This window comes from Allobosea sp. GW821-FHT03A12, from assembly GCF_058986765.1.
The window spans coordinates 787,494-807,875 of the sequence record NZ_JBYSVZ010000003.1 but is presented as its reverse complement, the minus strand read 5'-3'; the positions used below and the strand labels follow the sequence as shown (position 1 = coordinate 807,875).

At 67.2% G+C, this 20,382-nt stretch carries 17 protein-coding genes and 1 tRNA gene; 10 read left to right on the top strand and 8 right to left on the bottom strand.

Translation table 11 applies throughout. The features are described 5' to 3' along the window. Positions 1-152: 152 nt before the first annotated feature. From AC3WLC_RS11360 to AC3WLC_RS11345, 4 genes are all read right to left on the bottom strand, one after another. Positions 153-228, bottom strand: a tRNA-Thr gene (locus AC3WLC_RS11360). A 116-nt stretch (positions 229-344) separates the two neighbouring features. Next, positions 345-1,289 (bottom strand): prephenate/arogenate dehydrogenase family protein, encoded by a 945-nt coding sequence (locus AC3WLC_RS11355; RefSeq protein ID WP_493684030.1) that lies wholly within the window; start codon positions 1,287-1,289, stop codon positions 345-347. Beyond that, positions 1,286-2,395: a histidinol-phosphate transaminase gene (hisC, locus tag AC3WLC_RS11350; RefSeq protein WP_493684029.1), complete on the bottom strand. Its 1,110-nt coding sequence runs from the start codon at positions 2,393-2,395 to the stop codon at positions 1,286-1,288. Before hisC ends, AC3WLC_RS11355 begins: the two co-directional genes overlap by 4 nt. A gap of 23 nt (positions 2,396-2,418) precedes the next feature. Continuing rightward, a complete protein-coding gene (locus AC3WLC_RS11345) occupies positions 2,419-3,252 on the bottom strand; it encodes a chorismate mutase (protein ID WP_493684028.1) in 834 nt (277 codons plus the stop codon). Positions 3,253-3,407: 155 nt separating this feature from the next. On the opposite strand from AC3WLC_RS11345, the gene metX reads away from it, so the two are divergent. Genes metX through AC3WLC_RS11330 form a run of 3 tightly spaced genes read left to right on the top strand, consistent with a single transcriptional unit; the run spans position 3,408 to position 5,614 of the window. Then, positions 3,408-4,586, top strand: coding sequence for a homoserine O-acetyltransferase MetX (metX, locus tag AC3WLC_RS11340; protein ID WP_493684027.1), 1,179 nt, complete (start codon positions 3,408-3,410; stop codon positions 4,584-4,586). Positions 4,587-4,588: 2 nt separating this feature from the next. Then, positions 4,589-5,212 (top strand): methionine biosynthesis protein MetW, encoded by a 624-nt coding sequence (gene metW / locus AC3WLC_RS11335; protein WP_493684025.1) that lies wholly within the window; start codon positions 4,589-4,591, stop codon positions 5,210-5,212. Between the two features lie 30 nt (positions 5,213-5,242). Beyond that, complete coding sequence (locus AC3WLC_RS11330; RefSeq protein ID WP_493684023.1) at positions 5,243-5,614, top strand: thiol-disulfide oxidoreductase DCC family protein; 372 nt, start codon at positions 5,243-5,245, stop codon at positions 5,612-5,614. A 30-nt stretch (positions 5,615-5,644) separates the two neighbouring features. Here the strand turns inward: AC3WLC_RS11330 and AC3WLC_RS11325 are convergent, their stop codons facing one another. Both AC3WLC_RS11325 and otsB read right to left on the bottom strand, forming a co-directional pair. Beyond that, the gene (locus AC3WLC_RS11325) at positions 5,645-7,483 is read right to left on the bottom strand and encodes a glycoside hydrolase family 15 protein (protein WP_493684022.1); all 1,839 of its coding nucleotides are present in this window, start codon (positions 7,481-7,483) and stop codon (positions 5,645-5,647) included. A gap of 14 nt (positions 7,484-7,497) precedes the next feature. Further along, the gene (otsB, locus tag AC3WLC_RS11320; protein WP_493684021.1) at positions 7,498-8,295 is read right to left on the bottom strand and encodes a trehalose-phosphatase; all 798 of its coding nucleotides are present in this window, start codon (positions 8,293-8,295) and stop codon (positions 7,498-7,500) included. A gap of 228 nt (positions 8,296-8,523) precedes the next feature. On the opposite strand from otsB, the gene AC3WLC_RS11315 reads away from it, so the two are divergent. From AC3WLC_RS11315 to AC3WLC_RS11290, 6 genes are all read left to right on the top strand, one after another. Beyond that, on the top strand, positions 8,524-10,080 hold the full coding sequence (locus AC3WLC_RS11315) for an alpha,alpha-trehalose-phosphate synthase (UDP-forming) (RefSeq protein WP_493684544.1): 1,557 nt from the start codon (positions 8,524-8,526) through the stop codon (positions 10,078-10,080). Positions 10,081-10,200: 120 nt separating this feature from the next. Continuing rightward, the gene (gene ptsP / locus AC3WLC_RS11310) at positions 10,201-12,468 is read left to right on the top strand and encodes a phosphoenolpyruvate--protein phosphotransferase (protein WP_493684020.1); all 2,268 of its coding nucleotides are present in this window, start codon (positions 10,201-10,203) and stop codon (positions 12,466-12,468) included. Positions 12,469-12,528: 60 nt separating this feature from the next. Further along, complete coding sequence (gene prfA / locus AC3WLC_RS11305; RefSeq protein ID WP_493684019.1) at positions 12,529-13,614, top strand: peptide chain release factor 1; 1,086 nt, start codon at positions 12,529-12,531, stop codon at positions 13,612-13,614. A gap of 61 nt (positions 13,615-13,675) precedes the next feature. After that, on the top strand, positions 13,676-13,921 hold the full coding sequence (locus AC3WLC_RS11300) for a hypothetical protein (RefSeq protein WP_493684018.1): 246 nt from the start codon (positions 13,676-13,678) through the stop codon (positions 13,919-13,921). A gap of 28 nt (positions 13,922-13,949) precedes the next feature. Beyond that, entirely contained in the window at positions 13,950-14,834 is an 885-nt protein-coding gene (gene prmC, locus AC3WLC_RS11295; protein ID WP_493684017.1) for a peptide chain release factor N(5)-glutamine methyltransferase, read from the top strand. Positions 14,835-15,227: 393 nt separating this feature from the next. Further along, positions 15,228-16,274 carry a DUF4167 domain-containing protein gene (locus AC3WLC_RS11290; RefSeq protein WP_493684016.1) on the top strand — a complete coding sequence of 349 codons (1,047 nt, stop codon included), beginning with the start codon at positions 15,228-15,230 and terminating at the stop codon, positions 16,272-16,274. A gap of 51 nt (positions 16,275-16,325) precedes the next feature. Here AC3WLC_RS11290 and AC3WLC_RS11285 read toward each other — a convergent pair whose 3' ends face one another. Then, entirely contained in the window at positions 16,326-17,114 is a 789-nt protein-coding gene (locus tag AC3WLC_RS11285) for an MOSC domain-containing protein (protein WP_493684015.1), read from the bottom strand. Between the two features lie 104 nt (positions 17,115-17,218). Continuing rightward, positions 17,219-17,593, bottom strand: a complete 375-nt coding sequence (locus AC3WLC_RS11280; protein WP_493684014.1) for a DUF2293 domain-containing protein — start codon at positions 17,591-17,593, stop codon at positions 17,219-17,221. A gap of 141 nt (positions 17,594-17,734) precedes the next feature. Between AC3WLC_RS11280 and clpB the strand changes: the two genes are divergently transcribed. Further along, positions 17,735-20,356, top strand: coding sequence for an ATP-dependent chaperone ClpB (clpB, locus tag AC3WLC_RS11275; RefSeq protein WP_493684013.1), 2,622 nt, complete (start codon positions 17,735-17,737; stop codon positions 20,354-20,356). Positions 20,357-20,382 lie beyond the last annotated feature (26 nt).

The window sequence follows — 20,382 nt, the reverse complement described above, 5'->3', positions numbered from 1 at the left end:
CCTTGTTGGCCTCATTGGCTAGGCCAACAGAAGGGCCAACATTCAGCGCGACTGTCAATGAACCCCCCTGAACGCCAGCGGACCGAAAAAGTTCAAAAAATAACAAAAAACCGCCCTTTCGGGGCGGCGATGAACGTCTTTGACAGTGGGAGTGGTGCCGCAAGAGGGATTCGAACCCCCGACCCCCTCATTACGAATGAGGTGCTCTACCAGCTGAGCTATTGCGGCGACGGGTGGGGCTGTATCAGCCCGACCCCATTTTGACAAGGCAGACTAGCGCCACAAGGCACACGGAATTCACGCCTGTCTGTGGAATTCCGCTGAGCTACGAAAGCGTCTGCCCTTCAGCTCTTCTTCAGCTTCTCCGTCTCGGCCTTCTCCTGGCCGAGCGCGACGATGCCGCGGCGGATGGCGCGGGTGCGGGTGAAATGCTTGTGCAGGGTCTCGCCGTCGCCATAGCGGATCGCACGCGTGAGCAGGGCCAGGTCCTCGTTGAAGCGACCGAGCATCTCCAGCACCGCCTCCTTGTTGGCAAGGAAGACGTCGCGCCACATCGTCGGATCGCTCGCCGCGATGCGGGTGAAATCGCGGAAGCCGCCGGCCGAGAACTTGATCACCTCCGACTGCGTCACCGCCGCCAGATCCTCGGCGGTGCCGACGATGTTGTAGGCGATCAGATGCGGCAGGTGGCTGGTGATGGCGAGGACGAGGTCATGGTGCTGCGAGCCCATCACTTCGACGATCGCCGCGATGCCCTCCCAGAACTGGCGGGTGCGGGCGATCGCCGCCTCGTCGGTGCCGGGCGGCGGCGTCAGGATGCACCAGCGATTGAGGAAGAGGCTGGGGAAGCCGGCGTCGGGGCCGGAATTCTCGGTGCCTGCGACAGGATGGGCCGGGACGAAATGCACGCCCTCGGGCAGATGCGGGCTGACGGCCTCGACCACCGCATGCTTGACCGAGCCGACATCGGACAGGATCGCGCCGGGCTTGAGCACGCCGGCGATCTCCTCCGCGACGGCGCCGCAGGCACCGACCGGCACGCAGAGCACGATGTGGTCTGCATCGCGGGCGGCCTCGATCGCGGTCTCGGCGATCTCATGGCCGAGATCGAGCTCGCGGGCGCGGCGGCGGACATCAACGTCGGCGTCGCTCAGCACGATATGGCGGGCGAGGTTGAGCTCCTTCGCCGCATGCGCGATCGAGGAGCCGATCAGGCCGATGCCGATGATGGCGAGCCGCCCGAAGAGCGGCTCGTCACGGCGCGGCGCGAAGCTCTCGGGCGCGCTCACGCGGCCTTGCCCAGGAACTCGGCCAGGGCCGCGACGACGAGGCGATTGGCCTCCTCGCTGCCGATCGTCATGCGCAAGGCATCCGGCAGGCCATAGGAGGCGACCGAGCGCAGGATCAGGCCGCGCTGGGTCAGGAAGGCATCGGCCTCCTTGGCGCTCTTGCCGGCGACGGCCGGGAAATGGATCAGGAGGAAGTTGCCGACCGAAGGCGTGACGGTGAGGCCGAGCTTCTCCAATTCGGCCGTGGTCCAGGCAAGCCATTTGTCGTTGTGCTCGATCGCCGAGGCGATGTGCGCCTCGTCGGCGATGGCAGCGACGCCGGCCTCGATCGCGGCGCCGTTGACATTGAACGGGCCGCGGGTGCGGTTCAGCGCGTCGATGATGTGGGCGGGGCCATAGGCCCATCCGAGGCGCAGGTTCGCCAGGCCGTAGATCTTCGAGAAGGTGCGCGTCATCACCACGTTCTCGGTGGTCGCGACCAGTTCGAGGCCCGAGGCGTAGTCGTTGCGCCGGACATATTCCGCATAAGCTGCATCGAGCACGAGCAGCACATGCGGCGGCAGGCCCGCCTGCAGGCGCTTGACCTCGTCGAAGGGCAGATAGGTGCCGGTCGGATTGTTGGGGTTGGCGAGGAAGACGATCTTGGTGCGCGGCGTCACCGCGGCGAGGATCGCGTCGATATCGGCGGTGAGGTTCTTCTCGGGCACGATCACCGGCTTGCCGCCGGCGGCAAGGATCGCGATCTTGTAGACGAGGAAGCCGTGCTCGGTGAACACGCCCTCGTCGCCATCGCCGAGATAGACCTTGGTGATCAGCTGCAGCAATTCATCCGAGCCGGTGCCGCAAACGATGCGGTTGGCGTCGAGCCCGTAGCGGCCGGCGATGGCCTCGCGCAGCTTGGTCGCCGAGCCATCCGGATAGAGTTCGAGCTTGCCGGAAAGATTGCCATAGGCGGCGATCGCCTTCGGGCTCGGGCCGAGCGGGGTCTCGTTCGAGGAGAGCTTGTGCAGCTTGACGCCGGCCGGGGCCGAGGATTTGCCGGGTACATAGGCCTCGATGTCGAGGACGCCGGGACGCGGGATGGGGCGAGGAGCGGGCAGAGCCATGGGGCTGGACCTTGAAGGAGTGATCAGCGGACGGATTTGAAGGCAAAGCGGGCGGCGTGGCTGCCGATCTCGGTCAGCTCCTTGAGGCCCGCAGGTTCGAGTGCGCTGCGGATGGCTTCGACCGGCGTCTCACCGGAGGCGGCCACCAGCAGCGCCAGATGCGAGCCGTCGGCGGCGCTGGCCGAGACCTCGGCGAGATGCTGGGCGAGGCCGTGGCGCAGCGGCTCCGACCAGCGCTCGACCCGAGCGGCATAGAGCACGATCTCGCGCACGGCGGCGTCGGTCAGCGGCTTGGCGATGCAGTAGACCGGCGTGCCGGCGGGATGATCGGGCCGCTCGATGAAGGGCAGGCGCGCGATGATCTTGGGCTGGGCGGGGCCGATCAGGTCACGCCACCAGACGCCGGCGCTGGCGCCGAGATCCATGCGGAAGATGCCGAGATCGCCGGCCGAGTCCGCCACCGCCGCGATCACGGCGCGGGCGTCCTCATGCGTGACGAAAGGCACGGTGAAGCCGAAATGGAAGCGGGCGCTGTCGCGCATCGGCGCATCGCCGCCGGAGATGTCGGCATGGACCGAATAATTCGCCTGCACGAAGGTGAAGGTCGCGATGATGATGCGCCAGATGCTCTCGACCGTGTCGAGCGGCAGCAGGCCCTGATGACGCAGCGCCAGGCGCTTCATCATGTCGGCCTCGCGCCCCGGGCGGAAGGCCGAGCCGGAGACTTGCGTCTTCTTGATCGCGATCAGCGTCTCGATGATCTGCGAGCGTTCCATCAGCAGGCCGTGCATCGCCGCATCGATGCGGTCGATCTCGCTACGCAGGTCGGCGAGCGTGGTCGGAGCGGCTTCTGTCATGATGGCCAGACTTCTTTAATCGTGCCGGTCTCTTAGCGGTCGCCGAAGGGCTTGGCAAAGCGTTCGCAACGCATCGCCGCGTTGACAGACGGGAAGAGCCGCGCCATCGGTAGTGTCCGCTATTACGAACGGACCGGGCGACAAGACAAATCCGAATGCCGAACCGGACGCAAGCTCCCGACCTTCTCGCCGACCCGCTGGCCGAAGCCAACCAGCCGTCGAGCCTGCTCGCCCCGTTCGGGCCGGACAAGGCCTTGCAGCTCGATTCCGGCGCCGTGCTGGAGCATTGGCAGATCGCCTACCAGACTTATGGCGAGCTCAATGCCGCGCGCTCGAACGCCGTCCTGGTCTGCCATGCGCTGACCGGCGACCAATATGTTGCGAGCCGCAATCCGGTCACCGGCAAGGGCGGCTGGTGGACCGCGATGATCGGCCCGGGCAAGCCGATCGACACCGACCGCTTCTTCGTGATCTGCGCCAATGTGCTCGGCGGCTGCATGGGCACGACCGGCCCGGCGTCGACCAATCCGGAGACTGGCAGGCCCTGGGGCTTGTCTTTCCCGATGGTGACGATCCGCGACATGGTGCGGGCGCAGGCCCACCTCGTCGACTCGCTCGGCATCGACAGCCTGTTCTGCGTCGCCGGCGGCTCGATGGGCGGGATGCAGGTGCTGCAATGGGCGGCGAGCTATCCGACGCGGGTGTTCTCGGCCTTGCCGCTCGCCACCGCCGCCAAGCACTCGGCCCAGAACATCGCCTTCCACGAGGTCGGCCGCCAGGCGGTGATGGCCGATCCGGATTGGCGCCAGGGGCGTTATCTCGACGAAGGTACGAGGCCTTCGAAAGGGCTCTCGGTGGCGCGCATGGGCGCGCACATCACCTATCTCTCGGAGCCGGCGCTGCATCGCAAATTCGGCCGCAAGCTGCAGGAGCGCAGCGCGCCGACCTTCACCTTCGACGCGGATTTCCAGGTCGAGAGCTATCTGCGTTACCAGGGCATCAGCTTCGTCGAGCGCTTCGACGCCAATTCCTATCTCTATGTGACGCGGGCGATGGACTACTTTGACCTCGGCGCCGACCATGACGGCGTGCTGGCCAAAGCCTTTGCCGGGACGCGGACACGCTTCTGCGTGGCGTCCTTCACCTCGGACTGGCTGTTCCCGACCAGCGACTCGCGCGCCATCGTGCACGCGCTGAACGCGGCCGGCGCCTCGGTCTCCTTCGTCGAACTGGAAAGCGACAAGGGCCACGACGCCTTCCTGCTGGAAGAGCCCAACCTGTTCGCGACGACGCGCGGCTTCATCGGCGCCGCGGCGCGCGCCAGGGGAATTTGAGCATGGCGCTGGCGGACACCCAGACCAACCGCATCGACCTGCGCCTCGTCGCCGAGATGGTGACGCCGGGCTCGCGCGCGCTCGATGTCGGTTGCGGCGACGGCGAACTGCTGTCGCTGCTCGCCGAGACCCGCGGCGTCGACGGGCGCGGCATCGAATTGTCACGCGAGGGCGTTGCCGGTTGCGTCGCGCGCGGGCTCTCGGTGATCCAGGGCGATGCCGACACCGACCTCGCCGACTATCCCGACGACAGCTTCGACTACGTCATCCTGTCGCAGACCATCCAGGCGACGCGCAATCCGCGCCTTGTGCTGGAGCAGATGCTCCGCATCGGCCGGCGCGCCATCGTCTCCTTCCCGAATTTCGGGCATTGGCGGATGCGGTCCCAGGTCTTCTTCATGGGGCGGATGCCGGTGACCGACTCCCTGCCCTACACCTGGTGGGAGACGCCCAATATCCATTTCTGCACGATCCGCGACTTCGTCGCGCTCTGTGACGCCGTCGGGGCGGAGAAGGAGCGCGCGGTCGCGCTCGATGTCTCCGGCGGCAAGGTCGGCGTCAGCGCACCCTGGTGGTTCTGGAACCTCTTCGGCGCTCAGGCAGTGTTCCTGCTGAAGCGGGGGTAAGCGGCTTCAGGACCGCAACCGGAGGCGCTCGTGAGCTTCGTCGTCTGGTACAACACATATTGTCCGGTCTGCGATGCCGGCATCGCGCGCCAGAAGCGTCGGCTGATTGCTGCAGTGAAGGCAGGTGCGATCGAATTTCGCGATATCAATCACGAGCCCGAAGCGCTCGCCCGCTATGGCGCGACGTTGGATGAGATTCGCCGGCGATTGCATGCGGTCGATGAGAAGGGCCAGCTTTTCGTCGGGGCCGATGTCGCGATCGAAATCTGGCGCCGCACTCCGGGCGAGTCTTGGCTGGCAGCGCTGACCGGGCATCCGCTTGTCCGCCCGATCACACGCTTCGTCTACGACCGCTTCGCCGATCTGCTCTACGCTTGGAACCGGCGGCGTGGACACTGGTAAACCTTACTCGCTGCAGAATGACGGCGCCCCTCAAAACGCCTCTTCCCAGTTCCTGCTCAGCCGCATCGCCGAATTGATCAGCCCGACCATCGAATAGGTCTGCGGGAAATTGCCCCAGAGCTCGCCCGTCTCGAGATCGGCGTCCTCCGAGAGCAGGCCGAAGCTGTTGCGGCGCTGCAGGATGCGGCCGAACAGCTCCTTGGCCTCGTCCTTGCGCCCGATCGCGTGCAGTGCATCGACATACCAGAAGGCGCAGATCAGGAAGCCGGTGTGCATGAAGCCGAAATCGTCTTCGGTGCCATAGCGCAGGATCAGGTCGCCCCGGCCGAGATCCCGACCGATCGCCTCGACCGTCGCGATATAGCGCGGATCGTCGGGCGTGACGAAGCCGAGCTCGGCGATCAGCAGCAGGGTTGCATCGAGATCGGCCCCGTCGAAGGTCGAGACGAAGTGGCCCTTCTCCTGGTTCCAGATCCGATCGGAGATGATGCCTTTCAGGCGCTTGGCCTCGCCGCGCCAGTATTCCTTGCGGTCGGCGCGGCCGAGCGTGCCGGCAATGCGGGCGAGCCGGTCGCAGGCTGCCCAGCACATCACGCTGGAGAAGGAGTGGACCACCTCCTTCTCGCGCAGCTCCCAGGGGCCGGCATCGGGCTTGTCGAAGAGCTGGATGGCGCGCTCGCCCATGCGTTCGAGCTGGGCGAACAGCGCTTCCTTGCCGGGCTGGATCAGGCGGCGATCGAAGAAGGACTGGGTCGCGGCGAGCACGACCGCGCCATAGCCGTCGTTCTGGACCTGCGTCGCCGCGCCATTGCCGACGCGGACCGGCTGATGGCCGCGATAACCGGCGAGGTTCGGCACCTCGAATTCGCGGAGTTCGCCGCCGCGCGTAATCGGATAGAGCGGTGGCAGATGCTCGGCGCCGCTTTCAGAATAGCTGTCGACGACATTGGTAATGAAGCCGAGATAGTCCTCCATCGTCCGCGTCGTGCCCAAGCGATTGAGGGCGTGGACGACGAAATAGGCGTCGCGCAGCCAGCAGAAGCGATAGTCCCAATTGCGCTGCGTGCCCGGCGCCTCCGGGATCGAGGTCGTCAGCGCCGCGACGATCGCGCCGCTCTCCTCGAAGGAGCAGAGCTTCAGGGTGATCGCGGCGCGGATGACCTCGCGCTGCCATTCGAAGGGAATCGAGAGCGAACGGACCCAGTCGCGCCAATAGTCGGTGGTCTTGTCGAGGAACTCGCGCGAGGTCGTCTCGATCTCGGCACGCAGGGCCTCGTCCGAGCCGATGAAGAAGGAGAACGGCTTCTCGACCGCGAAGGGAATGCTCTCCAGCACATAGGAGAGCGGCGCGTCGGTGGTCAGCCGGATCGTCTGGTCGGCACCGACGAAGCGGACATGGTTGGAGCCGCGCGTGATCTCGTCCGGCTCCTCGCCGAGACCGAGGCAAGGCTTGACCACGACACGGATGCGCGGGCGGCCGGAGATGCGCCGGACACGGCGGACCAGCTGCGGCGGCCGGAAGAAGCGCTCATAGCGGACGAAGCGCGGGGCGAAATCGAGGATCTCCAGCGCATTGCCCTGATCGTCGGAGAGCACCGACGACAGGATCGCGGTGTTGTCGAGATAGCTCTGCTCGCAGCGGGTCATCCCCACCATCTCGATGGCAAAGACACCCTTCTTCGGCATGGCGTCGCCATCGTCGATCTGGTTGTCGATCAGCGAGCAGAACACCGGATCGCGGTCGAAGCGCGGAAAGCAGCTCCAGACGATGCGCGCCTGCCGGTCGATCAACGCGGCGATCGTGCAGTTTCCGATGACGCCGAGATCGAGCGAGGCCACTCTCGGCGAGGCGGTGGTCGTCACAGTCATGCCTGTCCCTGAAATCAGCTCTGGAGGAAGGTGTCGAGCGTGAGGTCGCCGCCTTCGGCGGCCGCGAGAAGCACATGGCGCAGCGCCGTCGGCGAGGCCAGGCGATGACGAGCGCAGGTGTCGCCGCCACCGATCCGGATCGACAGGCCACCTGCGGCATTGACCGCAGAGAACCCGTCCTCGTCGGTGATGTCATCGCCGATGAAGACCGGCGTGCGGCCGGCATAAGTTTCGTGTTGTAGCAGCCAATCGATCGCTCCGCCCTTGCTCGCGCTCGCCGGCACCAGCTCGGCGACAGCCTTGCCGCGCTGCAGGCGCATGGACGGACCGATCTCGGCGGAGACCTGCTCCATCAGCGCCAGCGCCTCGTCGGCAAGCGAGGGCGCCAGCCGCCAGTGCAGCGCCACGGACTGGCGCTTGTCCTCGACGATGACGCCGACATGGGCGTTGGCAAAGCGGACCATCTTGCGCGTCGCGGCATGCAGCGCTTCCGAGGGCGCCGCGAGCGGAGCATCGGCGCCTCCAAGGCGTATCTGGGCGCCGTGCAGGCCGGCGGCATCGAAGCGATAAGGCGTCATCACCTCGTCGAGGAAGGCGACGGGTCGCCCAGAAACCAGGGCCAGCGCGCCGCCGAGCCGGGCACGCAACCCGTCCAGAGCGCCCGGCAGGCGCCGGTCGATCTTCACATCCTCCGGCGAGGGGGCGATCTCGACCAGGGTTCCGTCGAAATCCAGGAACAAAGCGATCTGCCCGGTGATGGCAGCGGCTTTTGCGGGAGGCTCGGCGATTTCGGGGCTCAGCATCTCTGACATGGCGGTCTGGTTAGAGGGCGAAGCGGGCGAAAGGACGACAGGCGGTCCCCTCATCGCCACATTCGAGGTTCAGTTTGGCGCGAGGTCGCCATGATCCGGTCACGGCGGCGACGCGATCCGGCCGGGGAGCCGGCCTGCACACGAAACATTACGCCTGCCCGCGCGTTCTGTTCCCGCGCTCTAGAGGCTGATCAGCCTCTAACGGCAGCGTCAGCGAAAAAGTGAGGCATCATGCGTCTTGTCGTCGTGTCCAACCGCGTCACCATGCCCGAGCGAGGCGAGAAGGTGGCGGCAGGTGGCCTGGCGGTCGCGCTGCGCTCGGCACTCGAACAGCATGGCGGCCTCTGGTTCGGCTGGAGCGGGGCGACCAAGGCGGAGCCGGCGACCAGCGTCGAGCCGATCAGGCACGGCAAGGTCAGCTACGCTGTCACCGACCTGACCGAGGCCGAGCGCCAGAGCTATTATCTCGGCTTCGCCAACCGGGCGCTCTGGCCGCTGATGCATTACCGGCTCGGCCTGACCGAGTTCACTCGCGCCGACTATGCCGGCTATCTCGGCGTCAACCGCCGCTTCGCCCGGTTGCTGATGCCGCTGCTCAGGCCCGACGACATCATCTGGATCCATGATTACCACCTGATCCCGCTCGCGGCCGAGCTGCGCCGGCGCGGCGTCACCAACCGGATCGGCTATTTCCATCACATTCCCTGGCCGTCGGCCGACGTGTTCGGCGCCCTGCCCTTCTCCTCGACGCTGATCAGCACGATGACGGCCTATGATCTCATCGGCCTGCAGACCCAGAACGACGTCGCCAACCTGATCGGCGGGCTGGTCGCGCTCTGCGGCGCACGCCGCGAGGGCAACCGGGTCAAGACCGGCCAGCGCGAGGCGGTGGTGCAGGCCTTCCCGATCGGCATCGATGTGGAGGGCTTCCGCAAGCTCGCCCAGGCCTCGGTCCGGGCGGCGACGCAGCCGGTGCGGGCGACGACCGCCCCGCTCGGCAGCCGCAAGCTGGTGATCGGCGTCGACCGGCTCGACTATTCCAAGGGCATCGTCCAGCGGCTGGAGGCCTTCGGCACCTTCCTGCGCAACCATCCCGAACATCGCGGCGAGGTCGGCCTCCTGCAGATCGCGCCGCCCTCGCGCAGCGACGTGCCTGAATATGCCGAGCTCGACCGGATGTCGGACGAGGTCGCCGGCCGGCTCAATGCCGCGCTCGGCGAATTCGACTGGACGCCGATCCGCGTGGTGAAGAAGGCCTATTCGCGCAGCGCCCTCGCCGGCCTCTATCGGCGCGCTCAGGTCGGGCTGGTGACGCCGATGCGCGACGGCATGAACCTCGTCGCCAAGGAATATATCGCAGCACAGAACCCCGAGGACCCCGGCGTCCTGGTCTTGTCGCGCTTCGCCGGCGCAGCGCAGCAGCTTGGCGAGGCGCTGATCGTCAACCCGTTCGACACCCACGAGGTGGCCGAGGCGATCAGGACGGCCCTCGCCATGCCGTTGTCGGAACGACAGCGCCGCTTCGAGCGGCTTTATGCGACGATCTCCTCCACGGACATCGACTGGTGGACGTCGCGCTACCTTGCCGCGCTCTCCGGCCTCGATATCCCCAGCGGCGACATCGTGCCGCCGGGGCGGCCCAAAACACTGCGCACCACACGCAAATCGGGCGCGAATACCAATTCCGCACGCGCAAATACGCCTTCCCCTCCCGCCCGCCCAGCGCACGGCAAGGGCGCCCCGGCACGCGCCAAGGCCTTGCCGAACGCTCCCTCAGCTGGCTAGAAGCGGCCCGCCAGAGGGCGGTGAACCCCAGCTTGCGCTTGCGACTCAGTGGTTGCGGTGTCAGGTCTGCTGGGGGTATTCGGCTGACATGGCCGTGGAGGCGGGCGGAGGGCTTTCTTGATGCGAGGCGCACTCGGGGGATCGGGCGTGCTGCTGCGCCGTCTCCGCGAGGTGATGGCGGCGCCGGTCAGTCCGCAGGAGCGGCTCGACAGGCTCGTCGTCGTGATCGCCGGCAACCTCGTGGCCGAGGTCTGCTCGGTCTATGTCCTGCGTGAAGATAGCTCGCTCGAACTCTACGCCACCGAAGGCCTCAATCGCGAGGCGGTCCACCTCACCACGATGCGCGCCGGCGAGGGCCTGGTCGGCCTGATCGCCAGCGAGGCGGAACCTCTCGCGCTTTCCGACGCGCAATCGCACCCCGCCTTCTCCTACCGGCCGGAGACGGGCGAAGAGATCTACCGCTCTTTCCTCGGCGTGCCGATCCTGCGCGGCGGCGCGGTGATGGGCGTGCTCGTCGTGCAGAACCGCGCCTCGCGGGTCTACAGCGAGGACGAAGTCGAGTCGCTGCAGACCACGGCCATGATCATGGCCGAGATGATCGCGGCGGGTGGTCTGAAGGCGCTGTCGAAGCCCGGCGCGACCATCGGCCTCGACCGGCCGATCCACAGCATCGGCACCACCCTCGCCGACGGCGTCGGCCTCGGCCATGCCGTGCTGCACGAGCCGCGCGTCGCGATCACCAACCTGATCGCCGAGGATCCCGGCCGCGAGGTCCAGCGGCTGGAAGCGGCGATCGCGACGATGCGGCTCGCCATCGACGAATTGATCGAGCGCGGCGACGTCGCCCATACCGGCGAGCACCGCGACGTGCTCGAGACCTTCCGCATGTTCGCGCATGACCAGGGCTGGCTCCGGCGCATGCGCGAGGTTGTGATGACCGGCCTCACGGCCGAGGCCGCGGTCGAGCGCGTGCAGTCGGACACCCGCGCCAAGATGCTGCGCCAGACCGATCCTTATCTGCGCGAGCGCCTGCACGATCTCGACGACCTTGCCAACCGGCTGCTGCGCACGCTGGTCGGCAAGTCCAACGGCGTCACGCGCGAGGAGCTGCCGGAGAACGCGATCCTGATCGCGCGCTCGATGGGGCCGGCGGCGCTGCTCGACTATGACCGCCGGCACCTGCGCGGCGTCGTACTCGAGGAAGGCGGCCCGACCAGCCACATCGCCATCGTGGCGCGCGCGCTCAACATCCCGGTGGTCGGCGAGATCGCAAACGCCACCGCGCTGATCCAGGCCGGCGACGCCGTCATTGTCGATGGCCAGGCCGGCGAGGTGCAGATCCGGCCGCAGCCCGACGTCGAGAACGCCTACAAGGACAAGGCCCGCCTGCGCGCCCGCAAGCAGGAGCAGTACCGCAAGCTCAAGACGCAACCGGCGATCACGAAGGACGGCGTCGAGATCCAGCTGCAGATCAATGCCGGCCTGCTCGTCGACATGGCCAATCTGGAGGAGACCAACGCCTCGGGCGTCGGCCTCTTCCGCACCGAGCTGCAGTTCATGGTGGCGCAGCACATGCCGACCACGGCCGAGCAGCAGGCGCTCTACGACGCCGTGCTCAAGGTCGCGAACGGCCGGCCGGTGACCTTCCGGACGCTCGATATCGGCGGCGACAAGGTGCTGCCCTATATGGAGCGGTTGGAGGAGGAGAACCCGGCGCTCGGCTGGCGCGCCATCCGCATCGGGCTCGACCGGCCGCGGCTGCTGCGCGGGCAGGTGCGAGCGCTGCTGCGCGCCGGCGCCGGCAGCGACATGAAGATCATGCTGCCGATGGTGGCGACGGTGAACGAGTTCCTGCGCGCCCGCATGCTGGTGCGGCGCGAGCTCGCCATGCTGGAGCGCGATGGCCGCCCGGCACCGGCGAGCCTGAAGCTCGGCGTCATGGTCGAGGTGCCCTCGCTATTGTTCGAGCTGCCCGAGATCGCCCGCGAGGCCGACTTCCTCTCGATCGGCACCAACGACCTCATGCAGTTCCTGTTCGCGGCCGACCGCGAGAACAAGCGCGTCTCCGACCGGTTCGACCCGCTCTCCGCCGCCGGCCTGCGCGCCTTGCGCAACATCATCGAGGAAGCCGGCAAGGCGGACTGCCCGGTGACCGTCTGTGGCGAGATGGGCGGCAAACCGATCGAGACGCTGGCGCTGATCGCGCTCGGCTATCGCTCCTTCTCGATGTCGTCAGCCTCGATCGGGCCGGTCAAGGCGATGCTGCGCGCCCTCGACGCCGGCAAGGCGCGCCAGCGCCTCGACGCCTGGCTCTCCTCTTCCGACGGCGCCGCCACCCTGCGCCCGCTGCTTGCCGCCCTCGCTGCCGAGATGAAGGTGCCGGTCTAGCGACGCTTCACTCGCTGCCCGCGCCCACCTCCTTTTTCCGCTCAAGATCGTTTCCGCATCATGTCGCTTCAGCTCCCGCAAGACCGCCTCGACTCAATCGTCGCCCGCCATGCCGCGGCGAGCGATGCCATCAATCATGCGACCGAGGCGACCCGGGTCGTCGAATTGTCGAAGGAGCTGGCCGAGCTCGATCCGGTGGTCGCGGCGATCGCGTCCTGGCGCAAGGCGCAGACCGGGCTGGAGGAGGCGCTGGCGCTGATCGACGATCCCGCCACCGATGCCGAGATGCGCGATCTCGCCTATGAGGAGCGCGACGCCGCCAGGGCCGAGATCGACGAGCGCGCCCGCGAGATCCTGATCGCGCTGCTGCCGAAGGATGCTGCCGACGAACGCGGCGTCATCCTCGAAATCCGCGCTGGGACCGGCGGCGACGAGGCCTCGCTCTTCGCCGGCGATCTCCTGCGCATGTACCAGCGCTACGCCGCCGGCAAGGGTTGGAGCGTCGACATCCTGACCGAAAGCGAGGGCACGGTCGGCGGTTTCAAGGAGGTCATCGCCGAGATCGCCGGCAAGGGCGTCTATGCCAGGCTGAAATACGAATCCGGCGTGCACCGCGTGCAGCGCGTCCCGGACACCGAGGCGAGCGGGCGCATCCACACCTCGGCCGCGACGGTCGCGATGCTGCCGCTCGCCGGCGAAGTCGACGTCAGCCTCGACGAGAAGGATCTGCGCATCGACACGATGCGGGCCCAAGGCGCCGGCGGCCAGCACGTCAACAAGACTGAGTCGGCGGTGCGCCTCACCCATATCCCGACCGGCATCGTCGTCCTCGTTCAGGACGAGCGCTCGCAACACAAGAACAAGGCGCGTGCCTACGACCTGATGCGGGCCAAGCTCTACGACATGGAGCGCAGCCGCGCCGAGGCCGAGCGCTCGGCCGACCGGCGCTCGCAGGTCGGCTCTGGCGACCGCTCCGAGCGCATCCGGACCTACAACTTCCCGCAGGGACGGGTGACCGACCACCGCATCAACCTGACGCTCTACAAGCTCGACGAGATGATGCAGGGCCTGGTTCTCGACGAGATCATCGATGCGCTGACGGCCCAGCGCCAGGCCGAGCTGCTCGCTGAGCAAGGCAGCGTGTGAAACCTTCGTCTCTCTCGCGCGTTCTGGACGCACCGACCGTTTTCATGGGGAGGATAGAGAGATGAAAGTCCTGTTCAGCGCCATTGCCCTCGCCGCCGCCGTCGCCTTCGTGCCGGCCTCCGCGGGAGCGCAGGAGCAGACCGCGAAGAAGGTCCTCGGCGGCCAGCCGGCGACGCTCCACAATGCCAAGACCGAGTCGCAGGCGCGGCGCGATTGTCAGCGTCAGTATCGCGGCGCTAAGGAGAGCAAGTCCGGACTGCGGATCAAGATGAAGGAATGCATCCGAGAAGGGATGCAGGGCAACTGACCGGCCAGGCGCCGGGCCAAGGATACATTTGACCGGCACAACCAGACCGACCGACGCGATCACGCCCGTTGCCACGCCGGCAGCGGGCGAAGCTGCGTCTACCGTCCGGAAGGCGATCGCGCTGGCGCTGAAGCGCGCCGGCATCGCCGATTTCACCTTCGAAGCCCGCATCCTGATCGAGGATCTCGCGGGCGGCAGCGATCCCATCGATGCAGCGGCGGCCGCAAGGCTGACCGATGCGCTGGCGCGGCGCCTCGCCGGCGAACCGCTCTGGCGCGTCCTCGGCGCGCGCGAGTTCTGGGGCCTGAGCTTTGCGCTCTCGCCCGGCACGCTGGAGCCGCGGCCGGACAGCGAGACCCTGATCGAAGCGGCGCTCGCCCATCTCGCCCCGCGGCGGCACGGCAAGCTGCGGATGCTCGATCTCGGCACCGGAACCGGCTGCCTCCTGATCGCGACCTTGCGCGAGTTTCCGCAATCCAGCGGGCTCGGGATCGATCTGTCGCCCGATGCGGTCGCGACCGCGACCGGCAATGCCGCCCGCAACGGCGTCGGCGAGCGCGCCTCTTTCCATCAGGGCAACTGGACCGCAGGGATGGACGATTGCTTCGACCTCATCCTGTCGAACCCGCCCTATATCGGCAGCGCCGAGATCGCCCATCTCGATAAGAATGTACGCGAGCATGACCCGCTGCTCGCCCTCGATGGCGGGCCGGATGGCCTCGACGCCTATCGCGCCCTGGCCACCGCCCTACCCGGCCATCTCAAGCCCGGCGGCCTCACCATACTGGAGATCGGAGCCGGGCAGGAGGAGGCGGTCGTCGCGCTGATGCGGCAGACCGGCCTCAGCCATCTCGACTCCCGGCGCGATCTCGGCGGCCATATTCGCGCCCTCGTCTTCAGGCATGTTCCCTGACCAATGCACAGCAAGCTGCGCGAATTTGCTTGGAAGAAGCGGCAAAACCAGCTATGCACGCATGGTCTTGGAGACAGTGTCGACAGCACATAACCCTTGGCTAGGTTCCGCAGAGCGGGCCGAGCCCTCGGATCACTGCCAGAATCGACGTTACTGACATAGCGAGACCGAAGGCTCCGAGCGCGCGAGACAGCCGTTCGGAGGGGGAGCCGGTAAGGCTCCATTGGAAAGAGCGCGTGAAGACCCATACCGGCGCAGAGCCCTTCCAGGTCGAATTCCCCCAGCGCGGCGCCGCAACCCGCCGCGCGACACGACGTGCATGACGACCTCAAGGTTGCTTCGAATGAACACAACGCGAGACAGACGCGAATGAGACCAGGTCAGAACCGGCGCATGCGCGGCCGTAACAACAACAATAACAATAGCAACAATGGCAACCGGAAGTCTCCTAACCCGCTGCAGCGGAGCTACGAGTCGAACGGTCCGGACGTGAAGGTCCGCGGCACGGCGCAACATGTCGCCGAGAAGTACCTGCAGCTCGCTCGCGACGCCCAGTCCTCGGGCGACCCGGTGGCGGCCGAGAATTATTTCCAGCACGCCGAGCACTATTATCGGATCCTGCTCGCCGCTCAGGAGCAGATGACCCAGCAGTTCGGGCACACCTTCCAGCCGAATCGCGCCTTCGTCGAAGATGCCGACGAACTCGAGGAGGAGGGCGAGGAGGAGGCCGGCTTCCAGGGCGGCCAGCCGCAAGGCGAGCACCAGCACAACGGCGTGAACGGCCATGGCGGCCAGCGAGAGGACGGCGAAGGCGGCGGCCAGAACAACGGCCAGCGCTTCGACCGGCCACCTCGCCAGGACCGGCAGGAGCGCAATTTCGATCGCAACGGCCAGCGTCGTTTCGATCGGCAGGATCGCAATGACCGCCCGGATCGGGCCGACCGTCAGGACCGTGGCGAGCGCCAGGACCGGGGCGAACGCCGCTTCGACCGCAACGAGGGCCAGAACGGCTCCTATGCCCCGCGCCCCGAGGCTCAGCCGGGCGCCGAGCAGCCGGACATCGCGCCGGTCCAAAGCCAGGGCGAGCAGCGCCGCTTCGAGCGGCCGGAGCGCCAGGAGCGCCCCGACAGGCCGCCGCGTGGCGAGCGTCCCTCGCGCCGCGACCGCGACGAGGCTCGCGCCAGCAACAGCAATGAAGAGCAGGATGCTCCGGCCGGGTTGCCGGCCTTCCTGACCACGCCGACCCGCGTGCCGATCGCGATCGCCGAGGAGGCCGAGGCTCCGGTCGCCGCCCCGCCGGCAGCAGCAGCTCCGGCGGACGCCGCGGAGGTCGCACCCGAGGCCGGCGAGAAGCCGAAGCGTCGGGCGCCCCGGCGGCGCTCGCCGCGCGAGGTGATGGACGCCCTCGGCGGTGATGGCGGCGAGCCCCCGGCCGAGTGATCCGGCCACGGATCAAAACAATGAAAGGGCCCGCGAGGGCCCTTTCGCTTTTCAGGCGACGCCGAGCGCCGCCGGCTCGCTGGCCTCGACCAGGGTCAGCCGCTCGCCTTCGCCCAGCGTCCCGCCGCTGATGATCCGGCAATAGATGCCGCAGTCGACATGGCCATAACCCTGCATCAGCGCCTTCGGGATCTGCAGGTCGCGGATGCCGGTCGACGGGTCGACATTGGTGGCGGCGCAGCGCTCGATTCGCTTGATCACCTGGAGCCGCAGGCCTGACGGAGCAGTGAGCTCGCGGTCCGCTAGATCGAGCTCCGCCCAGGCCGGCAGGTCCTCGACCATGACATTGCCACGGAAGCGCAGCGGATCGACAGGCACGCCGAGCCGTGTCTCCAGGTCTGCAACGCTGGCGAGGTTGATGATCGAGACGAAGCCCGAGCGTGAATCGGTGAAGCGATAGCCCTGCGGCGCTTCCAGCAGGCGCGGCTCACCGCGCAATTCGTCAGGCATGAAGGTTTTGAAGAAGGCGCTGAGGTGTTCACGGCCTGCCGCGGTCCCGGTCGCGATGCGCGTCTCCTCGCCGGCATTCCCGATGACGAGGTCACCGCTGGCATCATCGTAGCGCGTGTGCAGGCGTGCCAGCGACTCGTTGCGCATCAGCATCAGGTATTTGATCTTGGGCTGGTGCACCGGCTCGGCCGGGTCGAAGCCGGAGGGGCCGTTCTCGATGGCGAAGAGCCGGTCGCCGGGGAAATAGCCGCCCGCCGGTAACTCGGCCCGGCTCAGTCGCTCGGGCGAAAGTCCCTTGACCGGATAGCGATACAGCGAAGCGACGCGCATGGGCCCTGCCCTTCCGATTGCGAGGCGGCGGACCCTGCCATGGCAAGCGAACGGATGCCACTCGCCGGGCGATCACGCTCGATGAAAGGATTGCATCGATCCGATCAATGCGGCTGCTCCGCGCCTTCTTCGGCTTCCTCATCATCGAGGATCGAGCGCTGGCAGCCCCAGCCGGAAAGCACGTCGTCGATCGCATCCACGACGAAGAAGCGGGCGGCATCGCGCTCATAGCCCTCGGCGAGCAACCGGTCATAATCGGTATGGGCGTGCCGGACATGGGAGCCGAGTGCCAGCCAGAGCGCGGTCGAGGGCGGCAGTGCCTTCATCTGGACCCGGCCGGCGAGGGCCAGCACCGTCTCGGCATCGGCCAGCGGAATGCCCGGCACCAGCGCCCGCAACGCCCTTCGAATCGCCTGTTGCCGCTTGGTACCGACCATGCCGGCAGGCTGGGCGCAGGCTTTGACAAAGGTCAACGCCAAAGCTGCGCCCTCCCCCCTTCCGTTGCGGGAAAGCAACACTATCTCTTGGAACGAAGGGCAGCCCATCAGGGGGCCCTATCCCATTTGAAAGGCAGCCGGCTCCGCCGCTTCGGGGCGCGACCGGCGGGCGGAGGTGACTAGATGAACATCGAGAAATATACGGACCGGGCGAAGGGATTCCTGCAGGCCGCGCAGACGATTGCGATGCGCGATGGCCATCAGCAGTTCACGCCCGAGCATGTGCTGAAGGCATTGCTCGACGATAGCGAAGGCATGGCCGCCGGGCTGATCGACCGGTCGGGCGGGCAGTCGCGGCAGGCAAAGCAGCTGGTCGACGAAGCCCTTGCCAAGCTCCCCAAGGTGAGCGGCGCGGGTGCGTCGAGCCTGCATCTGACGCCCCAGCTGGCGCGTGTCTTCGACACCGCCGAAAAGGCAGCGGAGAAGGCCGGCGACTCGTTCGTCACGGTCGAGCGGCTGCTGCTCGCGCTCGCGATCGAGAAGGACAGCGAGGCCGGCAAGATCCTGGCCAAGGCCGGCGTCACGCCGCAGGGCCTCAACGCGGCGATCGAGGCGATCCGCAAGGGCCGCACCGCCGATTCCGCCTCGGCCGAGCAGGGCTATGACGCGCTGAAGAAGTACGCGCGCGACCTCACGGCCGCGGCGCGCGAGGGCAAGCTCGACCCGGTGATCGGCCGCGACGAAGAAATCCGCCGCACCATCCAGGTGCTGAGCCGCCGCACCAAGAACAATCCCGTGCTGATCGGCGAGCCCGGCGTCGGCAAGACCGCGATTGCGGAAGGGCTGGCGCTGCGCATCGTCAACGGCGACGTACCCGAGAGCCTGAAGGACAAGGAACTGCTCGCCCTCGACATGGGCGCGCTGATCGCCGGCGCGAAATATCGCGGCGAGTTCGAGGAGCGGCTGAAGGCCGTGCTCTCCGAGGTCTCGGCCGCGGCGGGCGGGGTCATCCTGTTCATCGACGAGATGCACACCCTGGTCGGCGCCGGCAAGACCGACGGCGCGATGGATGCGTCCAACCTGCTGAAGCCCGCCCTCTCCCGTGGCGAGCTGCACTGCGTCGGCGCGACCACGCTCGACGAATACCGGAAGTATGTCGAGAAGGATGCGGCACTGGCGCGGCGCTTCCAGCCCGTCTTCGTCGACGAGCCGACTGTCGAGGACACGATCTCGATCCTGCGCGGCCTGAAGGAGAAGTACGAGCAGCACCATCGCGTGCGCATCACCGACTCGGCGCTGGTCTCGGCCGCGACGCTGTCGAACCGCTACATCACCGACCGGTTCCTGCCGGACAAGGCGATCGACCTCGTCGACGAGGCCTCGGCGCGCCTGCGCATGCAGGTCGATTCCAAACCCGAGGAACTCGACTCGATCGATCGCGAGATCGTCCGGCTGAAGATCGAGCAGGAGGCGCTGAAGAAGGAAAGCGATGCCGGTTCGAAGGAGCGGCTGAAGCGGCTCGAATCCGAGCTTGCCGAGCTCGAGGCCCGTTCGGCTGCGATCACCGCGACCTGGAAGGCCGAGAAGGACAAGCTCGGCCAGGCTGCAGAGATCAAGACCAAGCTCGACAACGCGCGCAACGAGCTCGCCCAGGCCCAGCGCAAGGGCGAGTACCAGCGTGCCGGCGAGCTCGCCTATGGCGAGATCCCGCAGCTCGAGAAGGCGCTGGCCGAGATCGAGGCCAAGGGCGACAGCTCCGGCATGGTCGAGGAGGCGGTGACGCCGGACCATGTCGCGCAGGTCGTCAGCCGCTGGACCGGCGTGCCGGTCGACAAGATGCTGGAGGGCGAAAAGGAGAAGCTCCTGCATATGGAGCAGAGCCTCGGCGCCCGCGTCGTCGGCCAGGAGGAAGCGGTCGAGGCCGTTTCCAAGGCGGTCAGGCGCGCCCGCGCCGGCCTGCAGGATCCGAACCGGCCGATCGGCTCGTTCATGTTCCTCGGCCCCACCGGCGTCGGCAAGACCGAGCTAACGAAGGCTCTGGCGGCATTCCTGTTCGACGACGAGACGGCGATGGTCCGGCTCGACATGTCCGAATACATGGAGAAGCACTCGGTCAGCAGGCTGATCGGCGCGCCTCCCGGCTATGTCGGCTATGAGGAAGGCGGCGCGCTGACCGAAGCCGTGCGGCGTCGGCCCTATCAGGTCGTGCTGTTCGACGAGGTCGAGAAGGCGCATCCGGACGTGTTCAACGTCCTGCTGCAGGTGCTCGACGACGGGCGTCTGACCGATGGCCAGGGCCGCACCGTCGACTTCCGCAACACGCTGATCATCATGACCTCGAATCTCGGTTCGGAGTTCCTGGTGAACCAGCCGGATGGCCAGGACAGCGACGTCGTGCGCGACGAGGTGATGGGCGTGGTCCGCCATGCCTTCCGGCCGGAGTTCCTGAACCGGATCGACGACATCATCCTGTTCCACCGCCTGCGGCGCGCGGACATGGGTGCGATCGTCGACATCCAGATGGCCCGGCTCGCCAAGCTGCTGGTCGACCGCAAGATCACGCTCGACCTCTCGCCTGAGGCGCGCGACTGGCTGGCCGAGAAGGGCTACGACCCCGCCTATGGCGCGCGCCCGCTGAAGCGCGTGATCCAGAAGTCGGTGCAGGATCCGCTGGCGGAGCTCTTGCTCTCGGGCGCGATCCGCGACGACGAGACCGTGCCGGTCACGGTCGGACCCGCAGGGCTGATGCTCGGCGAGTTCACCGCTGCGAGCGAGCACCGGCCGGCGGGCGTCGCGTTGAACTGAGCTTTCTCTCAGTCATAAAAAACGAA

Coding starts and splice junctions, on each gene's coding strand:
- prfA (WP_493684019.1), top strand. CDS start 12,529: ATGTCGCTTCAGCTCCCGCAAGACCGCCTCGACTCAATCGTCGCCCGC.
- AC3WLC_RS11285 (WP_493684015.1), bottom strand. CDS start 17,114: ATGCGCGTCGCTTCGCTGTATCGCTATCCGGTCAAGGGACTTTCGCCC.
- metW (WP_493684025.1), top strand. CDS start 4,589: ATGGCGCTGGCGGACACCCAGACCAACCGCATCGACCTGCGCCTCGTC.
- ptsP (WP_493684020.1), top strand. CDS start 10,201: ATGCGAGGCGCACTCGGGGGATCGGGCGTGCTGCTGCGCCGTCTCCGC.
- AC3WLC_RS11290 (WP_493684016.1), top strand. CDS start 15,228: ATGCGCGGCCGTAACAACAACAATAACAATAGCAACAATGGCAACCGG.
- AC3WLC_RS11345 (WP_493684028.1), bottom strand. CDS start 3,252: ATGACAGAAGCCGCTCCGACCACGCTCGCCGACCTGCGTAGCGAGATC.
- otsB (WP_493684021.1), bottom strand. CDS start 8,295: ATGTCAGAGATGCTGAGCCCCGAAATCGCCGAGCCTCCCGCAAAAGCC.
- AC3WLC_RS11325 (WP_493684022.1), bottom strand. CDS start 7,483: ATGACTGTGACGACCACCGCCTCGCCGAGAGTGGCCTCGCTCGATCTC.
- hisC (WP_493684029.1), bottom strand. CDS start 2,395: ATGGCTCTGCCCGCTCCTCGCCCCATCCCGCGTCCCGGCGTCCTCGAC.
- AC3WLC_RS11300 (WP_493684018.1), top strand. CDS start 13,676: ATGAAAGTCCTGTTCAGCGCCATTGCCCTCGCCGCCGCCGTCGCCTTC.
- clpB (WP_493684013.1), top strand. CDS start 17,735: ATGAACATCGAGAAATATACGGACCGGGCGAAGGGATTCCTGCAGGCC.
- metX (WP_493684027.1), top strand. CDS start 3,408: ATGCCGAACCGGACGCAAGCTCCCGACCTTCTCGCCGACCCGCTGGCC.